The sequence below is a fragment of the Indolivaga capnocytophagoides DSM 22835 genome, from assembly GCF_000426485.1.
GTDB lineage: Bacteria > Bacteroidota > Bacteroidia > Bacteroidales > Dysgonomonadaceae > Dysgonomonas_A > Dysgonomonas_A capnocytophagoides.
Genome location: NZ_AUFL01000008.1, coordinates 156402 through 181273, shown reverse-complemented (window position 1 = coordinate 181273; position 24872 = coordinate 156402). Strand labels below are relative to the sequence as shown.

Below are 24872 nucleotides of genomic sequence, written 5' to 3'. Positions count from 1 at the left end.
ATCGATAAATATAATTGCTTTTCCAGACAAGGAATCTCACAACGGATAAATTCACTGCTGCTGATACTGGCTGGGAGTCATATTAAATTCATTTTTAAAGCATTTGGCAAAGTAGCGTTGATCGGAAAAACCTGTAGCATAAGCAACTTCCGATATTGTTATCGATTTATCCTTTAACATTTGACAAGCATGCTTTAATCTTATATTGCGTATGAAATCATTAGAAGAGAAGCCTGTCATCGATTTAATCTTTCGATATAATGATGATTTAGACATATTCATTGCCTGAGAGAATAATTCAAGATCGAAACTTGTATCACTCAGATGTTCTTCAATAATACTCATGGCCTTATTCAGAAAACGTTCATCTAAGGAGGGGTATTCCAGTACAGATATATTTATCCCAATATTGTTTTTGAATTCAGTTTGTCTTTTTTTCTTATTCGCTAAAAAGTTGTTGATGCGTGCCACTAGTAGTTTGAGATCAAAAGGTTTAGAGATATATCCGTCAGCTCCTGCGTCATAACAGTCTATTCTATCTTCTATACTACTCTTTGCTGTAAGCAACAATATTGGGATATCACTTGTATTAATATCACTTTTTATAATTCGGCATAATTCTAAACCATCTAATTGAGGCATCATTACATCACTTACAATTATATCTATATTGTTGTTCCTTACTTCTTTTATTGCGGCAACTCCGTTCGATGCTATAAAAACATTATAACGTTTTTGGAGTATATTTTTCATCGTCTGCAGAATCTGGTCATTATCCTCTACCAGTAGCAGATTAATATCTTCTCTTATTCTAATTCTATTTTCAGAAGTTGATAATTCTATGGGGGTGTTATTGTGTTTTTCTTTTACTATTTTATTGCTTAATAGATGATTATCTAACTCTGATTCATCAAAACCCGATTTGTCGATTGGAATAATTACGGTAAAAGTCGATCCTATATTTTGTTTACTTTCTACTGAAATCTGACCATGGTGAAGTTCTGCTAAATCTCTGGCTAAAGAGAGACCTATGCCATTTGTTTGTCCTGTATCAATACTTCTATTATTATAAAAGCGAGTAAAGATATTTTTTATATTTTCGGAAGAGATCCCAATCCCGTTGTCTGCAACGATAATAGATATACAGTTATGATTACTTTGTTTACACAGCTGTAATCTCAATTCTATTTTTCCTCCTTCTTCGGTAAATTTTAAAGCATTAGAAAGTAGATTATAAACTATTTTATCGATTTTGTCTGCATCGAAGTACCCTAAAATCGATTCGGGTTCGGAAAAAAAGAAAAAGTCAATTTTCTTTTTTTCAAATAAAGGAATAAAGTTATTTAAATAAATATCTTTTATAAAAGTTGAGATTTCTCCATTTGTAACACGAAGTTTCATATTTCCACTTTCCATTTTTCTAAAATCTAAAACCTGTCTTAATAATCTCTTGAGGCGGTTTACGTTTGCCCGCATTATGGAAAACTGATGTATTTCAGGAGCCAGTAACGTCTCAATATCATCAATAAGGCACGAAATGACAGTTAATGGAGTCAGTAAATCATGAGAAATATTTGTAAAGTATTTTAGTTTGACCTGAGTCAGCTCTTCTGATTTTTCTTTTTCGATCTGCGCTATTTTTAATTCCTGCTGCAATTGTATTCTCTGCCTTATTATTCTATAAATATAATATGCCAATATCAAAAATATCAAAATATATAATGTGTATGCCCACCATGTTTCATAGAAGGCCGGAGCTTTATATATAGAGAGTGTGGCAATTGGGGTATTCCATATTCCGTTCTCATCAGTTGCCTTCACTCGAAAAATATGATTGCCTTTTTTTAGTTGATTATAATGTGCAAATTGTCGGTTTGTATAGATCCAATCATCATCCACCCCTTCCATCTTATAGGCATATAATACTTTTCCCGGATATGTATAGTCAAATGTCGTAAAACTGAGCTCAATATTCCTGTCATCCGGAGACAATGCCAGCTTTTGAGAAATTACCTCGAACTTATTGTTATTCAAACCAACTAAAAGCGATTGTCCGTTGATGCTTACATCGGATATGATAATCTTACTGTTTATATTCTTTTTTTCAAAATCAGGAGACTTAAATATGCACAAACCTCTGTTGCCTCCAAAGTATAACATATTACTATCCTTATCAATAAAATAAGATCCTGAACGAAATGAATTGACAATAAGATCATCGTATATTGAATATACACGGGAAGATTTTATTGATTTATTATAGCTTATAACTTTTTTATTTGTTGTAACCCAGATATTATTATTGTTATCTGCAAATATATCAAGAACAGCTTCTCCTGTCATTCTCAATTCATTCGAATAATCCTCGAATTTTGCTTCTTGTTTGTTGTAAAGTATTATATTCCCTTCTTTAGATCCTAGCCATACATTATTTTCTTTGTCACAACAGATAGAATGAATATTATTACTCACCAATTTACTCGTTCTTTTATTATAGTTTGTAATCTTTACGTCCGGTATTGTTTTCGAAGAATTGATATTTACTCGATAAAAACCATTTTGACTACTGCTCATCCATATATTACCATCCTGATCTTCTGTTATATTTGCAATATTGCTTAATTCAGAAGGCAGAAGATTAAATTTCTTTGTCTGATGAGTTTTTATATACACATGCCTTTGACCTATTACAAATAAATTATGATTATTATCTCTGAATATCTTTTTTATTCCAACTTCATGGGCATTATTATGATTATTTAAATCGATTATATTTTTTAAATGAAAATCTTTATTATTCTTTTCTATGACAGCTATTTTAGCTTCATTTCCGGCTCCCGCCCATACCTCTGTATTTGAGAAACTTTTAAGACAGGATACATTTTCTAAAAAACTGAGATTCTTGAGATCAATGAAATCTTTATATGTTTTAGCCTTATTTGTTTTCTGATTATAGAAGATTAATCCGACTCTATCTTGATTTATCCATAAAATATTGTCATAATCTTTATATATCGCCGTGATATTAGGAACAACGCCAATTGAATTTAGGATGTCACTAAAAGGTAAGTTATAAATAATAGGCTTATTAAAATTTAGAGAAAACACTCCTTCATCATACGCTGCAATCCATAGATTTCCATCGATATCTTTTATAATTTCATTAAATAGGTTATTTGTTTTTTTAAATAAGTACGAAACATCCACCTGTTGTATTTGGTTATCTTTGTTGCAGTGCAGCGCATATATACCCGAAAGTGACATTAACCACAAGTATCCATAGGTGTTATCTTGTACGATACTAAAAAATATTTTCTCTTCTTCGTTATTCTTATTGTTGACAATCACACATTTTTTGTATATCGACTTTCGATTATTGGGATCGAACTGATATACCCCATCTCCATATGTACATATCCAATATCGTTGGTTATTGTCCTGATACATTTTAAATGGAATATTCTTTTCTCCAATTGGCGGATAGCTTGTAAATTTTCCATCTTTTTCATACTTAAAGATTCCTTTATCCCAGATCAGTACCCATATATTACCCGAATGATCTTCATAGATTGAACTAACACCCTGACCTTGATTGATTAAGCTATTTTTGAATTCTGTTGTCTTTCGTGTCTCAGGGTTGTAACGAAAAAGATGACTGTTAACCCCTATCCAGATATAACCTTTAGAATCGCAAAAAACAGCTTGTATATTGAACTCCTGGATTTTTTTATCTGGGAATTCTATAATTTGTAACGTTTCTCTATTCAAAATATTCAGACCTCTTTTTGTCCCAATCCAAATGTTGTTTTTATGATCTTCATGCAAGCATGTTATTTCATTATTTGTCAGAAGATTTGGGTTGTTTAAATCCGAACGGAACACAAGAATATTATATCCATCGTATCTACATAATCCATCGTCAGTTCCAAACCAAAGAAAACCATCCTTGTCTTGTATTATTCTATGGACTGATTTCGAGGGAAATTGATCGATAACAGAAATTGAATTAAGAGTTATGCGATTAGAAGACATATCCGATATATGTGAGAAGATCAATATGATGAATAAGATCAAATAACGTATAGTTCTCATAGTGCTAGTATTTACTAAGGTAAATGTGTACAAAAATAGCACTTACTTATTGTCTTTGATCATTGATAACCACCGAAAGAATACTATTGATGTGAAAATACACATAAATGAACGGATAATACACATGATGCAAAAACAAGAAAAATACTTTTGCTTCATCAACGTTGACATTACATTTCTAATAACTAATTTATTTTTTACATGAAAAACATTTTTCAGAAGAAAGGTCATCCTCTCTCTGTTATGAAAGCTGAGGATATGACCGACAAATCCGGAGGAAAGGAACGATGTCTGCGATCATTGTTTGTAATTGTTCTGATGTCATTATCTATATCCTCTTTTTCTCAGAATATTCAGGTGAGAGGTATTGTTGTAGATAAATCAGGAGATACTCTCATTGGTGTAAGTGTAAGTGAAGATGGGGTACAAAATGGAACAATCACTGACCTTGATGGCAAATTCAGCCTTACGGTTTCATCAAATGCCTTACTGAATGTGAGTTATGTAGGATATTTATCTCAGAAGATTTCTGTAAATGGACAGACAGAGATGAAAGTCACTATGCAGGAAGATGATAAAGTGCTGGATGAAGTAGTGATCGTAGCCTATGGGTCAGTTATAAAACGAAAAATTACAAATGCCATAACAAGTGTCGATGTCGATAAGATCGGAGATATGGGAGGATATTCCAATGTATCTTCTGCACTACAAGGAAGAACGCCCGGAGCCATTATTACTAATTCTTCGGGTATGCCGGGAGCTACTCCTGCGATAAGTATACGTGGTGCAGATGCTCCATTATATGTAATCGATGGTATTGTACAGGATGCTACAATGTTTAACAGGCTCAACTCTCAGGACATAGAATCTATCTCTATAATGAAAGATGCTGCATCTGCTGCTGTATATGGAGCTTTGGCCGGAAATGGTATTGTGGTAGTGAAAACAAAATCGGGGCACGTTGGCAAGGCCCGAATAAATTATACATTGGATCATCAGTTCACAAAACCAACAAGGGCAAAGAGCAATATTAGTTCGTATGATTTGGCTTCGACCCGTAACTATCTCGATAATGTATACGGCTATACACCAACGTATTCAGTCGAAGCATTAGAGGCCTACCGGACAGGTTCTGACCCTAAAAATTATCCCAATGTTAATTGGCGGGATGAGATTATGAGAAGCCTCGCACAATCTGACAGGCATTCGTTGACAATAGATGGCGGAAGCGAAGATACGCAATACCGTATTTCGTTAGGATATTTTAATCAGGGATCATTAATCAAGCCTATCGAAGGTGAAGAAGTGATCAAATATAGTACCGCGAATATCGGGCTGAGCCTTACTCATAATTTCCGAGCTATAGGGTTAACAGTAGGATTGGATATGAAAAATAACTTTATGTGGCAGGACGGTAAGAGTGAAGGGGAAATAATGCGTCGCATTAAATCTTATCCTACAGAAAAAATTTACAATGCTGATGGAACTTATTTTGCTAACACCTCTTTCTTGTACTTGCATCCTAAAAGCGGATATACGAAAAATACCGATCCTGTAATGAATAACCGCTTAAATATGGAATGGAATGTATATGGGATAGACGGTCTGAAAGCTCTTTTTAATGGAAACTATAAAACTTCGGCTTATACTTCTAAAAGTTGGAATAATGCCTATGTTGCATCATATTATCCCGACGGTACAGCTTTGCCTGTCTCGACCAAACCTTCGTTAAGTATGACAAAGAAGAGTTTTTGGGGATATGAATTTAATGTGGGACTGCAATATGAAAAAACATTTGCTGAAAAACATAACTTAAGTTTATCAACCTTCTACAATCAAACAGAATCTTATTCTGAGGAATTGAGAGGAGGTAGAACCGATTATCTAACATCGTCTGTTGATCAACTATTTGCAGGGCCCGAAGATACAATGACCAATGGTAGTGAAGCCGCAGAGAGTGGACGCTTGGGGTATGTCGGTATACTTAACTATGATTATATGGGGCGTTATATATTGGGCGCCAGTTTGCGTATTGATGGTAGTGACAATTATTCTGATGGAAATCGTTATGGATATTTTCCTTCGGTATCGGCAGGGTATGTTTTCTCGGATGAGCCGTTTATTAAACCTTTAGCCGAAAAGTTTAAAATAGATTTATTGAAACTGAGGGGTTCGTGGGGTAAGACCGGTATTGAAGGCTCGCGTTTTGCTTATTTTTCGAATTGGAGCATGGGTTCTGCGGCTTTTGATATTGCAGGTAATCGGGCACCATCTGTCAATACTCCCGGATTGATCTCTCCGGATCTGACATGGTATTCGACCCGGTCGACGAATGTCGGTGTTGATTTCTCTATGTTAAAAAATAGGTTGAGTGCCACTTTCGACTATTTCGTACAAGAAACAAAGGGATATCTGATTAGTCCCAGTGATATTTATAAAACACCACTAGGCACAAATCTCCCTCAAATAATGTCAGATGATAAATTCAGAAGGGCTGGTAGCGAGATCACTGTCCGATGGAAAGATTCATATAATGAATTACGATATGAAATTGGAGCAAATATATCATTTTATGATGAATTATGGGTTAAAAAGAATGAGGATATCAATACCAGCCAAAACCCGCTATTGACATCTGTTGGAAAAACTTTATCTGATGGTACCAGGATGTTTATCTCGAACGGACTATATTCCGATCTGGCAGAACTCTTAAACAATCCGCATGCTCTTTGGACTACCAATGTCAAAACCGGAGATATCCGCTATTTGGATGTAAATGGTGATGGACGGATAGATACAGATGGTTCGTGGTCTGACGACAAAGTCTATAATGGTTTAACAAAAAAACCGATCATGCAATATGGTCTCGATTTTAGCTTGGCATATAAGGGGTTTTCATTGACCGGCTTGATACAAGGGGCTGGTAAGAATTATAAGATAATAGGGACAGAAGGTATGGCAGTCGGGTTTAGTCGTATTAGATTCTCTCAGGATCTTGATTATTGGACACCTCAGAATACCGGAGCTGGATATCCAATTCCGGATACAGGATCAGGCTTAGCCAATAATTATCAGGAATCTTCATTTTGGGCAGTAGATTGCAAATATGTGAGATTAAAAAATCTTCAGATTGGATATGACTTTAAATATAAATTATTAAAAAATACACCTTGGCTCTCTAACTTAACTCTGTCGCTTGTCGGACAAAACCTGTTTACAATATCTAAAGCCAATGATTATTACATAGATCCGGAACAAAATGATACAAACAATTTTGGATATCCGATTACTAAAACATATTCATTAGTCCTTAATATCGGATTTTAATACATGAAAACTATGAAAGTAAATAAAATACTAGCAACTATTGGAGTTGTAACCGTAAGCTTATTCTTGAACTCCTGTGAGGATGTTCTCGACAAAAAGCCTTTGGATTTAATACCTGAAAATGCTGTTTGGCAAGATGGTGCTATGGCTCAAGCTAACATAAATGGATTGTATGAAAACCTGCATTTTTTCTCGCATTGGAATGGTGACCCTATAACATATAACGGTAGTGAGAATTCGTATAACTCCGAATGCCAGAGTGATATGTTTTGGGGGCATTGGCTGTCTGCTAGAGGAAAAGACGATACAGGATGGACAACATCTACTAATTTCGGATGGGATGCCTTTGGGTTGGTACGAAAAACCAATATTGCGATTGCTAATCTGTCTAATGAAGAAAACCGAAAAGCTATGGGAACAACCACGGCTGACGATTTACTCGGACAAGCCTATCTCCTTAAAGCCTCGTTTTATTTTATGCAGGCACGTAAATATGGAGGTTGGATTATTGTAGACGAGGTTTTGGACAATGATGGAGCCAATGCCGGAAAAGACGAGAATGCTGCTCAAAAGCTGAAGCTGCCTCGTGCAACGATGAAAGAAACGTATGATTATATTATCGATCTGTGTGAAAAAGCAGCAGGTTTGTTAAATGAAAATCCTAAAACAGGCTTACTTCCTAAAGGAGCCGCATATGCCCTGTTATCGGAGGTTTGCCTGCATGGAGCATCGTATATTGATTATTTTGAGAATACAGTATCAGATGCCGATATACAGGCTTATTATAAAAAATCAATTAAGGCTGTTGAGGATTTAGATGCTTTAGGTAAATATTCGTTGGTTTCCGGTTCAGAGAATTTTCGTAAAATGTGCTGTGACTACGATTATGCTCCAACTTGTCCCGAAAATATATTTAGTATACAGAGAAGCGAGCTATATACAAGAACCGATAGTAAATATGTGCATATACATAGATTGTTGGTAAAAGCATGGACTTCAGCTTTGAATGATGGCGTGACTATTAATACTTCTTTCCAGTCGTTAGACAAAGGGTATAAAATAGTGAATGACGCCCAGGCTCAGATACAACCAGACCCGGCAATGATCGAAAAAGCATATTATATAGTCGATTCGGATGGTAAGGCGAAGCGTTTTGAAGAGTCGAAACTATTTGCTGATAATATTGATATTGTAACAGAAAAAGACCGAAAAGATATAACTCGGACAAAACGGAAGTTGAAAGCTAATTCGTCCTATACCTCTATTTCCGATTTACTTTATAAAAACCGGGATAAACGCTTTTATGCAACTTTTATCTATGATGGCGGAGAGTTTTTAGGAAATACGATCTATTTTCGGACAGGAGGAAATTACCATCGGGATTCGTATACTCCATCATCTCAAGGTCGCGAATTCGGATCTCAAACCGGAATATTATATCAAAAAAAGATCCCTCAATACAGGGATATGCCGAGTAATTCGCCGATTAATGTTACATATCCGATTTTTCGTTTAGGACGCTGTTACTTAAATGCTGCAGAAGCTTATCTCAGTTTAGGTAATGAAACCAAAGCCAAAGAATATATAAACAAAACTAGAGTCCAACATGGAGGGCTTCCGGCGTTAACATCCGAATCAGGCGGAGAACTGAAAATGATTTATCTGGATGAGAGAGCAGCTGAGCTGAATTTAGAAAACGATCGTTACTTTACACTGCTTCGTACTGGACTGTCGTGGGGGACTACAGATCCTGCAACAGGATATCCGACAGGGGCTAAAGGTGGAATTATTCCCGAATTGAATAGAGGAGATAATCCTACGAAGAAACTAGAGATCGAAGTCCCGGGTAATTATATGGTCGAAGCGGATTTTATGAAGCCGAATGCCTATTACTACCGCGAATTGCCTACTCCCCAAAGTGATCATAACTTTATATTCACAGCAAAGAAAAGATATCTGTTACCTGTGCCGCAAAGTGAGCTCGATCAGAATCCTAATTTATGGCAAAATGATAATTGGAAATAATATTTTATAAAGAATAAAATGATGAAGAAATTTTTATACTTAATAATAGGAACATTATTGGGGACTGCATTATTCAGCTCTTGTCTGAACTCGGACATCGATGAATCGGAATACTCTGTCGAATGTGAAGTTTCCAATATAGAATTTGAGCACAGATGGGCTGTTGAATCTAATGTAGAAGGCATATACACCTTATACTTTAAAGGTCTGGATATTACTAAAGTAATCAATACCGAAAAGCTTGAAGTGTTATTGAATATAACTGTACCTGGTACAAGCGGAAATTTTACCTCAGAGATAAGAGATGAGGTAAGTCTTTCTAAAATAGCCTGTATGCTGACTGTATCTCGTGGAGCTAAGGTTACTCCTCTAAATGGTGCCCCGGTTTTAGGTACATTGGGAGACTATTCGGGAAAAACATATACTTATCGTGTGACATCCGCATCTGGCAATTACAAAGATTGGACTATTGTAATAAGCAGTTTTATAAAGTGATAATTTAAATAATAAAGCAGCTCAGGCAGGATCCTAGTCCTGCCTGAGTTATAAATACAAAATTATTATGAATATCAAAATGTATTGCTCTATTTTCTTATTAATCTTTAGTTTAGTCTTAAGGGCACAAGTTATCAAATATATAGATTTTCATCCCGGAAAACTTTGGTTTGACACAAATGCTGACATAATAAATGCTCATGGTGGAGGAATACTCTTTTACGAAGGAACATACTATTGGTTTGGAGAACACAAAGGACAATTCTCTAACAATGCATTGGTGGGAGTTACTTGTTATTCATCAAAAGATCTGTATAACTGGTCATTTGAAAAGATAGCTTTACCTGTCTCGGATAATCCAGACAGCCCCATCGTAAAAGATTGTATTATAGAAAGACCTAAAGTAATTTATAATAAGAAGACAAATAAATTCTTGATGTATTTTCATCTTGAACTGAAAGATCAAGGTTATAATTCAGCTCATGTCGGTATTGCAATAAGTGATACGCCAACCGGGCCATACACACTTGTTCGTAATAGTCGAGTAAACGCCGGGATATGGCCTGAAAACCTTTCATATGATCAGCAAAAAGAAAATGAGGAGGACAAAGAAATATTGAAAAAGGCGTGGACTCCGGAATGGTTACAAGCAGTTGAGACGGGGCTTTTTGTCCGGAAAAATTTTAAAGAAGGTCAGATGAGTCGCGATATGACTTTATTTGTTGACGATAACGATAAGGCATATCACATTTATTCTTCCGAAGACAACGGAGCTCTGCATATAGCAGAACTTACTGATGATTACTTGCAATATACAGGTAAATATATTCGAATATTTCCGGGCAAATACAACGAAGCTCCAGCCGTTTTCAAAAAGGACGGAACATATTGGATGATAACTTCGGGTTGTACAGGTTGGAAACCCAATGAGGCCAGAATGTTCTCTTCTACATCAATATGGGGCCCATGGACTCAGCATAATAGTCCCTGTCAAGGAGATGATTCAGCATTTACATTTCATTCTCAAAGCACATATGTATTACCTGTTGCAGGAGAATCAGACCGGTTTATATTTATGGGAGACCGGTGGAATCCGCAAAATCCAATTGACGGAAGATATATATGGTTACCTGTAAAATTTGAAGATGGATTACCTGTACTGAAATGGAGAGACAAGTGGAACCTACCAGATTATTAATATTTAAAAATATGAGATGTATTTATTTGATATTGCTCGCATCTGTATTTTTTCAGGCTTGCATTAGTGAAACAATTCCGAAAGCGCACATTGAACTTAATAACCCGATTATCCCGGGATATTTTGCCGATCCTTCAATTGTTGAATATGAGGGCAAATTTTTCATATATGCTACAGTTGATCCGTGGGGTGCTGAATTTTTGGGTTGTTGGGTATCTGAGGACTTTCAGAATTGGACTTTTCATAAACTAAATTGGCCGACTAAGGCGGCATGTACATCTGAAAAATCAAACCATAATAATGTGTGGGCTCCCTCTGTTATCAGAAAAGGAAATACTTTTTATATGTATGTTTCAGTAGGATCGGAAGTTTGGTGTGGAAAAGCCGATCATCCTCTGGGGCCATGGAAGAATATCTTAGACAATAAGCCAATGATACTATTCGACACCAGCCTCTATTATCATGTTATAGATGCAGAGGCTTACATTGGCTCCAATGGTAAAGCATATCTCTATTGGGGATCCGGCTGGGAATGGGTTAATGGCCATTGTTTCGTCGCTGAACTCAACGAAGACATGTCTTCAGTCAAAACAGAACCTAAAGAAATAACTCCAAGTCATTACTTCGAAGCTCCTTTTATGGTAAAACACAATGGAAAATATTTTCTAACTTATTCTCAAGGAAAAACCATTGATAAAACCTATGAGGTACGTTATGCAATAGGGGATAATCCATTAGGTCCATTTATTGAAGCCGATAACAGTCCGATACTCAAAACAAATGACAGCCTGCAAGTATATGGTCCCGGACATCATACAATATTCGATTACAAAGAGAAGCATTATATTTTGTATCATCGACATAGCTTGCCGTTTGTTACAGGTACAGCCTTAAGGCAAATTTGTATCAACGAATTAGCGTATGATGACACAACCCTTTTAATTAAGAACATTTCCCCGGCCCTTACTGTATCCTTTCCTAATCTGGTAAAGGAAGAAATAGAATACATCAAACCAAAACTTATTACAGCGAGTAGTGAACAAAACAAATACTTGTCGGTGAAAAATATCATAGATGACAATAATGCAACCCGATGGGAACCTTCTTCGAGAGACAATCTTACTACTATTATATGCAGTTTTGAAGATAATACTCATTTTGGTTCCATGAAGATAAAATTTGAATACCCATGGAAGGATTATTTTATAAAAATAGAATCTTCGACAGATGAAAAAAACTGGAAGCTGGTTTCTGACTATAGCGAATATGGAATATCAGGATCACCTGTTTCTATACCGATAAATGATTCGGCAACCTTTATCAGAATTACTTTTAATAAATGGGATAATAAAAATAAACCTTCTATATGGAAATTATCTTTTATCAAATGACTTATTTAAAACTGAAATTAAAATAATATGACGCAAAAACTAAAACTAAGTGTATTTTTATTGTTTATTTCCATAACAATATCTGCACAAAATCTAACACCTTTCTCCTTTGATGAACCACAGAATTGGGTCGTGAAAAAAGGAAAAGCTGAGGTTGTTGAACAAGGAGCATATAAAGGCAAAGCTTTGAAATTATCGCCTAATACCAATCTTGTTTTATCCTTTCCGGTACAATCGGCTTCCCGTTACAATCTGACGGTCTGGATGCGAACAGAAAGCGGTGCGGATGATATGACTGTACAAACGTCCAACTTAGGCAAAAATAATATAAGTATAACGACAGCTCTCGCTACCTGGACTAAATTTGAACGTATACTTAATATCACAACCAACCAAAACACTGTAGACCTTGGTGTTATATTCGGTAATTCCCAAGGAAATACTTTCGCATGGATCGATGAAGTAAGTATTCAGCGTATAGGTGATTATAAAGAGATTACTTATACAGGCATACCTAATGCCCTGAAAAGGGAAGTTAAATCTGATTTGGGAATAGAAATGCAACCTGACGAGAAAATACAATGGATGCTTGATGATAAAATAGGTATGTTTATTCACTGGGGACTTTATGCCGGACCTGCAAAAGGAGAATGGTATATGGAAAACCAAGGTGTTGATCCCGAAGAATACCGAAAATTAGCTTACCCTATATCTGGAGACTTATATTTCGATGCGAAAGATTTTGATGCTCAGAAGTTGGTGGATTTAGCGAAACGAATCGGAGCCAGATACATGAGTCTGACTACCCAGCATCATGATGGATATGCATTATTTGAAAGTAAATACATAAATGCTTTTACAGCTAAACAGACTCATAATCGTGATTTTGTAAAAGAGTACGTAGAAGCCTGTCGTGAAGGCGGACTGAAAGTCGGTCTTTATAAGACCCTCATCAATTGGCGTTTCCCCGGATACTATGATGTAACCGGAACCGATTGTAAACCCAATAAATTTGGCTATACTACAGCCTCTTGGCATAAAGAAAATGCCCGTTTAATGAAAGAAGAACTTTACTGCCAGACCAAAGAATTAATGACAAAGTACGGAAAAATAGATCAATTATTCTGGGACGGAGGTTGGTTAGGGCAACAGGGATCGGATGCTGATGGAGCATACTTTTGGGAATCGGGAAAATATATGCGAAACGATAATCAATGGCCTGTAAATCCTTATTTTCAGGATGTAGAAGAGAGTACCGACAAGCCCTTAGGTTTGATGGGAATTGTACGTAAATACCAACCTGACATCGTAAGTAATATACGTAGTGGATGGGTCGGCGACTACACTAATGAAGAAGGAGGTGGTGCTGTGAAAGGTGAAATAAGAGGTGGTGTTGTAGAGAAATGTTTTACATTAGCCCCCGGATGGGGATATACAAAGATGGCTGAGGACTCCTCCAAAATTATGTCATTGAGTGCAATTAAGCGGATTTTTGCCGATTGTATAGTGCGTAATATGTGTTTCCTTGTAAATGTTGGGCCTGATAGACATGGCAATATTCCTGAAAATTATGAAAAGCGTCTTTTGGATTTTGGAGATTGGGTTAATAATACATCTGGAGCAGTCTATGGAACACGGGGTGGTCCTTGGCAACCGGTAGATGGGCAGTATGGATTCTGCTATAAGGATAATGTTATTTATGTTTACTTCTTAGGAGAATACACCAGAGATTCATTTACAATGCCTCCGGTCAATAAAGGAATGAAGGTTCTTAAGGCTTATAACGTTTATACGAAAGAAAATATTAATACCAGCCGCAAGGATCAGAATATTATATTAAATGGTATCAATCCTATTCAAGGAGATTTGACTATAATTGCTGTAGAATTGAATAAGAATGTAAGACCCGAAATATAAAGAAAGAATGAAGTTTTTATTGTCTCTATATATGTTACTTCAAGTATGATTGAAGCAGAATAATTTAGGATTCTATTAGGAGGAGAGGTGTCTGTATTGAATTGCGAATGGTGATGATCTTATTAAGAAGATGGTTTTGGGAGGGTATTGAATTGGTTTAGTATACTTCAATAATCTGTACTGTAAAATTCAATAAATCCGATATGCAACGTATAAATCAGTCAAAATTCAATCATTAAAATATATTCTCTTATAGGTATACACTAAAAAAACATGAAGAAACTCCCTAAGATAAACTTTTAGGGAGTCTTTTTCATTCCCACACTTAACTATTATCAGTCATCAAGATGTGGATATTGGAAAGTTAATAGCTACAGATTCCACAAAAAACAAAAAAATGCAGTCGTCTAATTTCTGGTCCTCTATATCTGTCGAAGTTCTTTTTTAATTGGATAATATCCATTTCCGCCACATAGATATTCGGTCTCCAGAGATTATCAGATCTGCTATCAAGTGCAATGATGTTGTTTTCCCTCAACCCGACGAACCACTAACAAGTAAATACTCTTTCCTCTCGCATATAACGTTTGGAGATATAAAGGTATGATCCTTATTATAAAAACATTGAATCTCCTCTACAGCTAAGCTTTTTGCCAGATCTAATAAAATTTTCAACAAATGCAATCATTTTCCATAAATGAAACAATAACACAATTGTATTCATATTGTATTCATATCACATTTGCAACCTGATTTATTTTTAATTAAAAATATGCATTATGGAATCAGTCAAAGAAATATTACTCAAGAATAACTAAAAAGAACTATCAGCTCATATCGCTAATTTGAGTGAATCCAATGTAAAAAAATCAAATAGAGATGAGTATAATCAGGATTTTCCTATTCCTTCTGGAAAAAATTACGTCTTAAGATCCGAATATATTAAATTGTATTCGGATTTATTTTTTAAAACAATCAGGACATATACCCTCAAGCAAAATTTGAGCTGATTCAACTTGATATCCTGAAGGTAAAAGTAGATTTTCATCTAATAGAGAAAAATCTAAACAAGTAACTTTATCACAATGAGTGCAATGAAAATACGGATGTACCTTTGATAAAACAAACTGGCTGCTTAAGGCATATTTTACTGTAGTGTTGTTCAGTACAATATGATGTATCACTTTGGCTTCTTCTAATGTTTTCAGAGAGCGGTAAAAAGTGACACGATCGAATAAGTCTAAAAATACATCTTTGATTTCATTCTCAGTTACGACAGTGTCATCGCTTTCTATCAGTTTATCTATAATACATTTACGACAAACCGTTTTCTTGACGCTATGCTCTTTTAATATTTGTTCTGCATTCATATTTATTCTTTTTACAAAAAAAGCCTCGTATTAACTTGCTGGATGAAGAAGAGATATAACTTATTAGATTTTATGACAGAATATTGGGACGGGAAATATATAGGTTTATTGATTCCTTCCTGAAATTATTATCTGAATGAATTATGTAATATTTCTAGGTATTCAAATAAGTTAAAATACCAAGAAATGGTGATTGTACTATTTCGTTCATAGTTGTTATTTTGGATTCAATTAATGAACATTGTTCTCTATTGAAATGAGGGTATTAAAAGACGATAAATATAGATCTATACTACGAGCCGCCCGAAAGGAGTTTATACTAAGAGGCTTTAAAGATGCATCCATGCGTACTATTGCAAAGGATGCAAATGTAGGATTGAGCAATATTTATAACTATTTCAAGAATAAAGATGAAATATTTCTTGAAATTGTATCACCTGCCAGAGATGATTTGTTTGCTTTTGTAAAAGACAAACATACAGAAAAGTATATAGACTTCAATTTTATGTCTACCCGTGCTTATCAGGAAGAAACTGTGGATGTGTATATACAATTGCTGATAAAGTATAAGGAAGAAATCCGGCTTTTACTTTTTTACTCGCAAGGTTCAACAATGGAAAATTTTAGGGAAACTCTTACCGAGTATCTTACCGACGTTTCGAATAATCACAAAGCAATAGTGAAGAACTATTATCCGCAAGTACAGGAGGTTTCGTCTTTTTTTACTCATACCCTATGTGCATTTATGGTGAGTATTGTAGGTGAAATTGTAACGCACGATATGGAAAAACATAAGATCAGGGAATTTTTCAGAGAATACTTTCGGTTTCAGATTGCCGGATGGCGCGAATTAACAGGAATATAAAGGGAGGCTAACGATGGCCTCCCTTCTTTTTTGAACAAAATAGAACATTGTTCGCTATTGATTAAACTTAACTTAGTAAATATATAATATGATCGTATGAATACATTAAAAAAATTACAACATTACATGGGGAGCCGGAAGATACTTCTTCCTATCTCCATGGTGCTTTCAGCATTCAGTGCATTGGCGGGTATGCTGCCTTTTATTTTTATTTGGCTTATAGCCAAAAATCTTTTGGAAACGAGAGGTATTTCAGGGGAAGATGTGACAATTTATGCATGGTGGGCTGCCGGATCAGCCGCCGGAAGTGTTATTCTATACTTTGCTGCTCTGATGTCATCGCATCTTGCAGCATTCAGAGTAGAGTCTAACATACGGAGTGAAGCTATGCGAAAAGTGATAAAAATGCCACTTGGATTCTTTGATAGCAATACCAGTGGCCGTATCCGAAAGATAATAGATGACAATGCAAGTATTACTCATGGTTTTCTGGCGCATCAGCTGCCAGATCTTGCTGCTACAATAATAATTCCGGTTGTGGCTATTATCTTTATTTTCATTTTCGACTGGCAGCTTGGAATCGCATGTGTGATACCCATTATAATTTCTTTTATGCTTATGACATCTATGATGGGTTGCAAATCCCAGCAATTCATGAAAAGCTATATGACTTCGCTCGAAGAAATGAACACCGAAGCAGTAGAGTATGTAAGAGGAATTCCAGTGGTCAAAGTCTTTCAGCAGACAATTTACTCGTTTAAGAATTTTCATCAGGCAATTATGAGTTACAATCAGATGGTATATAGTTATACTATTATGTGGAAGCATCCGATGTCAATATATACAGTTATTATCAACGGATTTGTTTTCTTTTTGGCGCCGATATCTATTTTATTGATTGGTTATTCAGGTGACTATACTACTATTTTACTCAACTTCTTCTTGTATGTGTTGGTAACTCCTGTTTTTTCTCAAAGTATAATGAAAAGTATGTATTTGGAGCAGGCTTTTGAACAAACGAACGAAGCAATGGAACGACTTGATAACCTGACATCTTTTGCGTCTCTACCTATTTCAGTCAATCCGAAAAAAATGGGAAAATACGATATCGCATTTAATAAAGTTTCATTCACTTATCCCGATGCTAAGCAAACAGCTGTCGATGAGATAAATTTTGTTATCTCCGAAGGCAAAACAGTAGCTTTGGTTGGAGCTTCGGGGAGCGGGAAAACAACCATTGCCCGCCTTATTCCTCGTTTTTGGGATGCGGCTGAAGGTCAAGTATCCATCGGAGGAATCGATGTAAAAGATATTACTCCAGAAGATTTGATGGATAAAATATCTTTTCTGTTTCAGAATACAAAACTTTTCAAAACCACTCTGTTCGACAATATCCGATATGGTAATCCGGATGCTACAATGGATGAGGTAAACCAAGCTGTGGACATGGCTCAATGTCGGGAGATAATAGACAAACAACCTTTAGGACTACAAACGAAAATAGGAGTAGAGGGGACTTACCTGTCAGGAGGAGAGCAGCAACGTATTGTTTTAGCTCGGGCGCTATTGAAAAATGCTCCAATTGTAGTATTGGACGAGGCAATGGCCTTTGCTGATCCTGAGAATGAACACTTGATACATAGGGCATTGAAAGAATTGACAAGAGGAAAAACTGTATTAATAATTGCTCATCGCTTGACCAGCATTGTTGATGCTGATCAGATTCTTGTTATTGATAATGGACAAATAGCAGAGCAAGGCACACATAAAGATTTACTGGATAAACAAGGAATATATTTAAAAATGTGGAACGAATACCAACAATCAGTTCGTTGGACAATAGGAAAGGAAACATACAATGCTTGAAATAATAAAACGACGTTTTGCTCTATCAACCAAAGGGGCTAAAGATTTTTGTAAGGGAGTATTTTTTACGACACTGTTGGATATAGCATTGATGCTGCCTGCTGTATTTACTTTTGTTTTTCTCGAAGATTACCTTCGACCTATACTCAATTCATCGGACAGTGTAATACATGGAATAACTTATTATATTGCAGTAGCTCTTACTTTTATGCTGGTCATGTATATTATAGCTCTTTGGCAATATCAAAGCACTTTTACCTGTGTATACGAAGAGAGTGCTAACCGCCGCATATCATTAGCCGAAAAATTAAGAAAACTTCCATTGGCTTTCTTTGGCGAAAAGAATTTATCAGATCTGACATCGACTATTATGGACGATTGTACAGATTTGGAGCATACATTCTCTCATGCTGTGCCACAACTCTTTGCATCTATAATCAGTATTATACTTATTGCTATCGGAATGTTTTTCTACAATTGGCAATTGTCTTTGGCTCTATTTTGGGTTGTACCATTAGCCTTTGCCATTCTATTTATATCAAAAAAGAAAATGCGAAAAGATTTCCGAGATAGCTATTTGCATAAGCGGAATGTAAGCGAACATATACAAGAAGGCTTGGAAGCGGTTCAGGAAATAAAATCCTACAATAAGGAAGAAGATTATCTCAGAAATTTAAATGAGAAAATCAATAAATATGAGCAGACACAAACAGAAGGCGAATTGATGACAGGAGTACTTGTAAACGGAGCACAAAGCCTATTGAAACTGGGACTAGCCAGTGTTATTATTGTTGGTGCTAAGTTATTGGCAACAGGGGATGTCGATTTGTTTGCGTATCTTATTTTTATGGTAATAGGGTCACGGGTATATGGTCCAGTCTCGGAAGTGTTTAACAATCTGGCAGCTTTGTTTTATCTTGACATCCGCATTAATAGGATGAATGAAATGGAAGCATTGCCGATCCAACAGGGCGTGACAGATTTTAATCCATCCGATTATAATATTGAATTTAAAAATGTAGCTTTCTCTTATGAATCGGGTAAGCTGATATTGAAAGATATTTCTTTCACAGCGCGACAAGGTGAAATTACAGCATTGGTTGGTCCATCGGGTAGCGGCAAAAGCACAGCAGCCAAACTTGCAGCTCGTTTCTGGGACATTCAATCAGGCAAAATATTGCTAGGTAAACAAGATATTAGTCTTGTCGAACCCGAAACTCTATTAAAAAACTATTCAGTAGTTTTTCAAGATGTAGTTCTTTTCAATGCTTCCATAATGGACAATATCCGAATAGGGAGGCGAAGTGCGAGCGATGAAGACGTGATACAAGCAGCAGAGCTTGCCCAATGTGACGAGTTTATCCGAAAAATGCCACAAGGCTATCAAACTGTTATAGGAGAGAATGGAGAAACCTTATCGGGAGGAGAACGTCAGCGAGTATCTATTGCCCGTGCTTTGTTGAAGGATGCACCTGTTGTTTTACTGGATGAGGCTACAGCTTCACTCGACGTTGAGAATGAAACTAAAATACAAACTGCGATTTCATCTTTAGTAAGAAATAAAACGGTATTGATCATTGCTCACCGTATGCGAACCATTGCGAATGCAGATAAAATTGTGGTATTGGACAAAGGCGGTGTTGCTGAAATAGGTACACCCAAAGAATTGAAAGAACAAAATGGAATTTTTGCAAAAATGATAAAGATGCAAATAGAGAAATAGCTTACCATATAACTTAAGGAATTCGGATATTCGTTTTATTGATTAATTTCAAAAAAACTTCTTTAAATCACTAGGCAGGTATCCGAATTTTCGTTTAAATGCAGCTGTAAAATGTGCCGGATTTTTATATCCGATCATAAATGCAATCTCTGAAATTGTGTACTTTTCATCCAGAATAAGAGTTTTACTTCGCTCCATTCGTTGGTCAAACAAATATTTAAATACAGTTGTACCAAAAACCTCCTTGAATCCTTTCTTCAATTTAAAATCATTTATACCGGATAATCGAGCCAATTCAATCAGAGAGCAAGGATCATCAATCTTTTCCATGATAATTTCTCTGGCCTTGTATATCTTATTAATATCATCCTGTGACAATGATGAAATCGTTAAGGTTTTATGCGACATTTCTTTTACCTGTAAAACTACAAGCAAAATCAAATCATTGATTAGTGATTCTATTGCTATTTTTCGTAATACACCTGATAATTTCTGCGATGGAACGATTAATTCTTTCAGAATATTTCTCATCGGTAAACTAATCGTAGAGTTATTAATAAAAACAGTATTTTCTTTTTTCTGTAACTTTTCTCCAAACTCACCCAATACACTAAGGTCATTGTTCAGCAATCTAGTCAAAAAAGCAATAGACAATTCTATTTCGATGCATCTTCTACTTCCATTTTCGGGGAAGAATGAAAGTTTCCCATCTAATTCTTTAAAATAGAAAAAACTATATCGACCATTAAGGGTCTCCAAACAATCTCCATTATTTTGTACATAATGTTTATGCCCATCCAATTCAAAACAAATTTCCAGATGATCGCCATCTTGTTTAACATCCATTTCTATCGGGCCTTTATGCCTCACATCAATATAATCGATAGAAATTCCGTTAATTTTTATCTTTCTGAATATTCCTGATATATTATTTTCATTTAACGAACTGTTATACTCAACAAAAGAGTCTTCTATATGTTCTTTTATACTATAATCGTGCGGAATATTCTCTACTAAATACTCATCTTTATTATTATATTCCCGTTTCATCATTTTATATATTTTATGCAAATATAAAAAATCCGTTTGACGTTATTGATAATCCGTCTGACGATATCCCTCCCGCTTTTTGGAGGCTAACTTTACATACAAAAAAAAGAATGAGATTTCTTTTATTTGCTATGGTTTTTATTGTTACAGGTGGTGTGTATGCCCAAAATGACTCAGTCAAAAATGTCAATCTGAATGAAGTATCAGTAACAAGTGCTTCAAAATCTAAAATAATAGAACAGCAAGCGATTAAGACAACAGTTGTTGATGTTAAATCGGTCAGTGTACAAACAGCTAATCTATCGGAGCTTCTGAACCGGACAGTGGGATTAAGGGTACGACAAACAGGAGGGTTGGGCTCTAGTGTAAACTTAATGATGAATGGATTTGAAGGAAAAGCCATCAAATATTTTAAAGATGGTATTCCGATGGACTATTTAGGATCGGCTTTCAGCTTTTCCCTTGTTCCTATAAATCAAATCGACCGCATTGAAGTCTACAAAGGTGTTTTACCGACTGCTTTGGGTGCCGATGCGCTAGGCGGTGGTGTAAATATAGTAACCCGTCAGGATGGCTCTCCCCGAAATTTAGATATGTCTTATCAGTATGGCTCCTTTAACACCCACCGCATATCTTTGCGAACGTCTGTAACAGATGCTTCCGGTAAATATTTTATCGGAGGAGATTTCTTCTATAATCATTCGGATAACGACTATAAAGTATCTGTACCTATTGTGGATTCGGAAACGGCGGTAAGTCATCGCGAAAAACTGCCATTGTTCCATTATAGCTTTTCGAATGTATACGGTGAATTATTTGGGGGAATTCGTAATCAAAGGTGGGCAGATGAGTTACGTTTCGGTTTAACATATTTCAATATCGACAGAGATAATAACTATGGAGTAACCATGGATACCCCTTTCGGTAAAGTCACAAGTGGAGCGCATTCTGTAGTTCCGACCCTAAGATACCAAAAGAAATTGTTCGATAACCGACTCAAGTTCGACCAGTTTCTAGTATACAATACTTTACACTCAAATTATACCGATACAGTGAAAGGTGTTTACGATTGGTATGGCAATTTCACATCTGTGCCCTCCCGGAATGGAGAAGCAACTAATGATGGCAGCTTAACAAAGCTTCAATACGAAAACTTTATTTCGCGAACAAATGCTTCTTATCGGTTTCATCCATCGCACGAAGCTGAATTAAATATTGTATATTCTCAAATTACACGTACAGGTTCTAATCCGTTTGGCGACACCTATCCCCAATCCGGAGAAGATGTTTTGTCGACTCCTGCAAAATACGAAAAGCTAATCCTGGCTCTGGGCTTAAAATCTTTTTTCATGGAGGGAAAGCTAACTAACAATCTCTTACTAAAATATTTTAGTGCAAAGGGAAAAGGATATAGCGGGTCTTACGGGTCTGCTGAAGAGGGCTGGGATAAACAATCTACGGATCGTTTTGGAATAGGTGAAGCCCTTAAATATTCATTCTCAAATTATTCTTTCGTTCGACTTTCGGCTGAATCAACAGTTCGCTTACCCGAACAGTCTGATTTTTTCGGTGATGGATCTTTTATCGAAGCCAACTTCTTACTTAAGCCCGAACGCAGCTACAACATTAATTTAGGAGCATACTACTCTACTCCATCTTCGTTTACTGCCGATCTGAATTTATTCTATCGTCGGACATACGATCTTATTCTTTTGATCAATACCGGAGTTACGGGAAAGTATCAGAATGTAAATAAAGTAAAAGGACTGGGAATGGAATTCGATGCATCGTATACTTTTTTTCGCCGATTGAAGATCAACGGTAATTTCACTTATCAGGATTTTCGACTTTTCGGACAATCGGACGCTGCTTACGAAGGAGCCAGACTTCGTAATACCCCCTATTTTTTTGCAAATTTAGGCGCAAATATTTTCTTCAATAATGTATTAAGAAAGCAAGACCAGCTATCTGTTTACTGGAACTATGGTTTTGTTCGAGAATATTACCTGAATTATATTCCAAAAGAATATGAACCTGACGGATTTTTAGGCTTATGGGGAAAACCCGGTGTAAATGTCGATGCATTAATAATTCCTGATCAGAACTTACATAGTATAGGATGTACATGGCAATTGAATAGAGCAGGCACTTTAGCTCTAAGTTTTGAAATGAAAAATATTTTTGACGCTGCAATATATGATAACTACCGCATTCAGAATGCAGGACGCAGCGCTCATGTAAAAATAAGTTTTGCTATTAATTAACATTTTATTAATTTAAATAAATTCCATAATGCGTAAAAATTTAAAAATAAACTCATTACTTCTTCTTTTTTTAGCAGGAATATTCTTATCAGCTTGTTCTGATAATGACGACACTCCTGCGATAGAAGAAAACAGTACCAATTATTATGTTTTGCTAACCGGAGATATGACTGCATCTCCTTATGTTGGCTATGCAACCACTTATACAGAAATACCTTCGGGTAGCATTGATAATATCAAAACCGGATCACTGGCTATTCAAACCAATGGAATGAAGAGTGCCAGCAAATGGGTATTTAAACGCTCAAGCTTGGCAAGCCAAAGTAAAGACGATTTGATCAGATATTCTATTGATGCATCAGGAAACCTTGTTGAAGACGCAAGAATTTCTTCGGGACTTAATTCTAATTATTATATTTATAATGATACTCTCGGCTTTTATGTAGATGCCGATAGAAGTCTTTTAAAAATACAAAAATTTAATCCTTCTACAATGGCTCGTACAGGAGATGTAGATCTGAGCGATATTCGTGATACACAATATGGTTATCAGGATGTAGGAACATCTCTTATTACTGCAAAAGAAGGCAAGTTATATGTAGATATTTTCTCTAATACAGGCGAACAAAAAGGGAATTTTTTCACAAACACACCCTTAGGTTTTGTACAATTAGCTGTAGTTGATATTGCTACCGGAAAGTATGAAAAAACAATCCGTCGCGAAGGTATCAGCTATATCGGATATCCAGGAAATGAAAATCAGATGTGGAGTCTGGGAGATGATGGCGCATTGTACTTTTGTTCGCACGGCTTTGGTGCAACCGGAGCTATTAACGGATCGGCAATTGTACGAATCAAAAAAGGATCTAGTGATTTTGATAGTGATTGGATTATTAAAGCTGATGATTATACAAAAGGAACATCTTTTGGCACTGTTTGTGTAAAAGACAATAAATTATATACATTAATGAGCTCTCAGGCACTGGCTTTCACTTCTTTATTAACAGATGTATCGTATAGCTACTATTCGTTTGATAAAGAAAATATTGCTGGAGGTCCGACCAAAATATCAAATATCCCTTTAACAACTTATCCTTTCCAGTGTGCACAAGCTATAACTGCTATTGATGACAAAGTTTACTTTAGAGTTGTAAATAATTCAGATCAAAACGGTTATTATGTTCTGGGTGATAACAACACAGCTACACAAGCCTTCAATGTAGCTTCGGGTGGAGTAGTATGGGGATTTTGTAAACTTGTAGTAAAAGCTGATTAATAGCTGCTATCAG

Annotated in this window: 14 protein-coding genes; 11 read left to right on the top strand and 3 right to left on the bottom strand. The window is 35.8% G+C overall.

All coding sequences use genetic code 11. The annotated features are described in order from the left end of the window. Positions 1–51: 51 nt before the first annotated feature. Positions 52–4092: a two-component regulator propeller domain-containing protein gene (locus tag K322_RS0103900; protein ID WP_026625708.1), complete on the bottom strand. Its 4041-nt coding sequence runs from the start codon at positions 4090–4092 to the stop codon at positions 52–54. Positions 4093–4293: 201 nt separating this feature from the next. On the opposite strand from K322_RS0103900, the gene K322_RS18485 reads away from it, so the two are divergent. The 6 genes from K322_RS18485 (at position 4294) to K322_RS18480 (ending at position 14445) form a co-directional block, all read left to right on the top strand. Beyond that, positions 4294–7419 (top strand): SusC/RagA family TonB-linked outer membrane protein, encoded by a 3126-nt coding sequence (locus K322_RS18485; protein WP_051290621.1) that lies wholly within the window; start codon positions 4294–4296, stop codon positions 7417–7419. A 12-nt stretch (positions 7420–7431) separates the two neighbouring features. Further along, on the top strand, positions 7432–9444 hold the full coding sequence (locus K322_RS0103890) for a RagB/SusD family nutrient uptake outer membrane protein (protein WP_169714129.1): 2013 nt from the start codon (positions 7432–7434) through the stop codon (positions 9442–9444). 18 nt (positions 9445–9462) lie between these two features. Then, positions 9463–9939: a DUF5018-related domain-containing protein gene (locus K322_RS0103885; protein WP_051290620.1), complete on the top strand. Its 477-nt coding sequence runs from the start codon at positions 9463–9465 to the stop codon at positions 9937–9939. 67 nt (positions 9940–10006) lie between these two features. Next, complete coding sequence (locus K322_RS0103880; protein WP_026625705.1) at positions 10007–11137, top strand: glycoside hydrolase family 43 protein; 1131 nt, start codon at positions 10007–10009, stop codon at positions 11135–11137. Between the two features lie 11 nt (positions 11138–11148). Continuing rightward, positions 11149–12528 carry a family 43 glycosylhydrolase gene (locus K322_RS0103875; RefSeq protein ID WP_084158505.1) on the top strand — a complete coding sequence of 460 codons (1380 nt, stop codon included), beginning with the start codon at positions 11149–11151 and terminating at the stop codon, positions 12526–12528. A gap of 27 nt (positions 12529–12555) precedes the next feature. Continuing rightward, complete coding sequence (locus K322_RS18480; protein WP_051290619.1) at positions 12556–14445, top strand: alpha-L-fucosidase; 1890 nt, start codon at positions 12556–12558, stop codon at positions 14443–14445. Positions 14446–15404: 959 nt separating this feature from the next. Here K322_RS18480 and K322_RS0103865 read toward each other — a convergent pair. Next, positions 15405–15815, bottom strand: coding sequence for a Fur family transcriptional regulator (locus K322_RS0103865; RefSeq protein ID WP_026625703.1), 411 nt, complete (start codon positions 15813–15815; stop codon positions 15405–15407). 256 nt (positions 15816–16071) lie between these two features. On the opposite strand from K322_RS0103865, the gene K322_RS21120 reads away from it, so the two are divergent. The 3 genes from K322_RS21120 (at position 16072) to K322_RS0103850 (ending at position 20269) form a co-directional block, all read left to right on the top strand. Then, the gene (locus K322_RS21120) at positions 16072–16680 is read left to right on the top strand and encodes a TetR/AcrR family transcriptional regulator (protein ID WP_035331251.1); all 609 of its coding nucleotides are present in this window, start codon (positions 16072–16074) and stop codon (positions 16678–16680) included. 96 nt (positions 16681–16776) lie between these two features. Then, the gene (locus K322_RS0103855; protein WP_026625701.1) at positions 16777–18546 is read left to right on the top strand and encodes an ABC transporter ATP-binding protein; all 1770 of its coding nucleotides are present in this window, start codon (positions 16777–16779) and stop codon (positions 18544–18546) included. Then, positions 18539–20269 (top strand): ABC transporter ATP-binding protein, encoded by a 1731-nt coding sequence (locus K322_RS0103850; RefSeq protein ID WP_026625700.1) that lies wholly within the window; start codon positions 18539–18541, stop codon positions 20267–20269. The genes K322_RS0103855 and K322_RS0103850 overlap by 8 nt, the downstream gene beginning before the upstream one ends. 48 nt (positions 20270–20317) lie before the next feature. Here K322_RS0103850 and K322_RS20125 read toward each other — a convergent pair whose 3' ends face one another. Beyond that, positions 20318–21322: a helix-turn-helix domain-containing protein gene (locus K322_RS20125; RefSeq protein ID WP_051290617.1), complete on the bottom strand. Its 1005-nt coding sequence runs from the start codon at positions 21320–21322 to the stop codon at positions 20318–20320. A gap of 107 nt (positions 21323–21429) precedes the next feature. Between K322_RS20125 and K322_RS0103840 the strand changes: the two genes are divergently transcribed. Both K322_RS0103840 and K322_RS0103835 read left to right on the top strand, forming a co-directional pair. Beyond that, complete coding sequence (locus tag K322_RS0103840) at positions 21430–23583, top strand: TonB-dependent receptor plug domain-containing protein (RefSeq protein WP_026625699.1); 2154 nt, start codon at positions 21430–21432, stop codon at positions 23581–23583. Between the two features lie 28 nt (positions 23584–23611). Further along, positions 23612–24859: a hypothetical protein gene (locus K322_RS0103835; protein WP_026625698.1), complete on the top strand. Its 1248-nt coding sequence runs from the start codon at positions 23612–23614 to the stop codon at positions 24857–24859. The last annotated feature ends 13 nt before the right edge of the window (positions 24860–24872 follow it).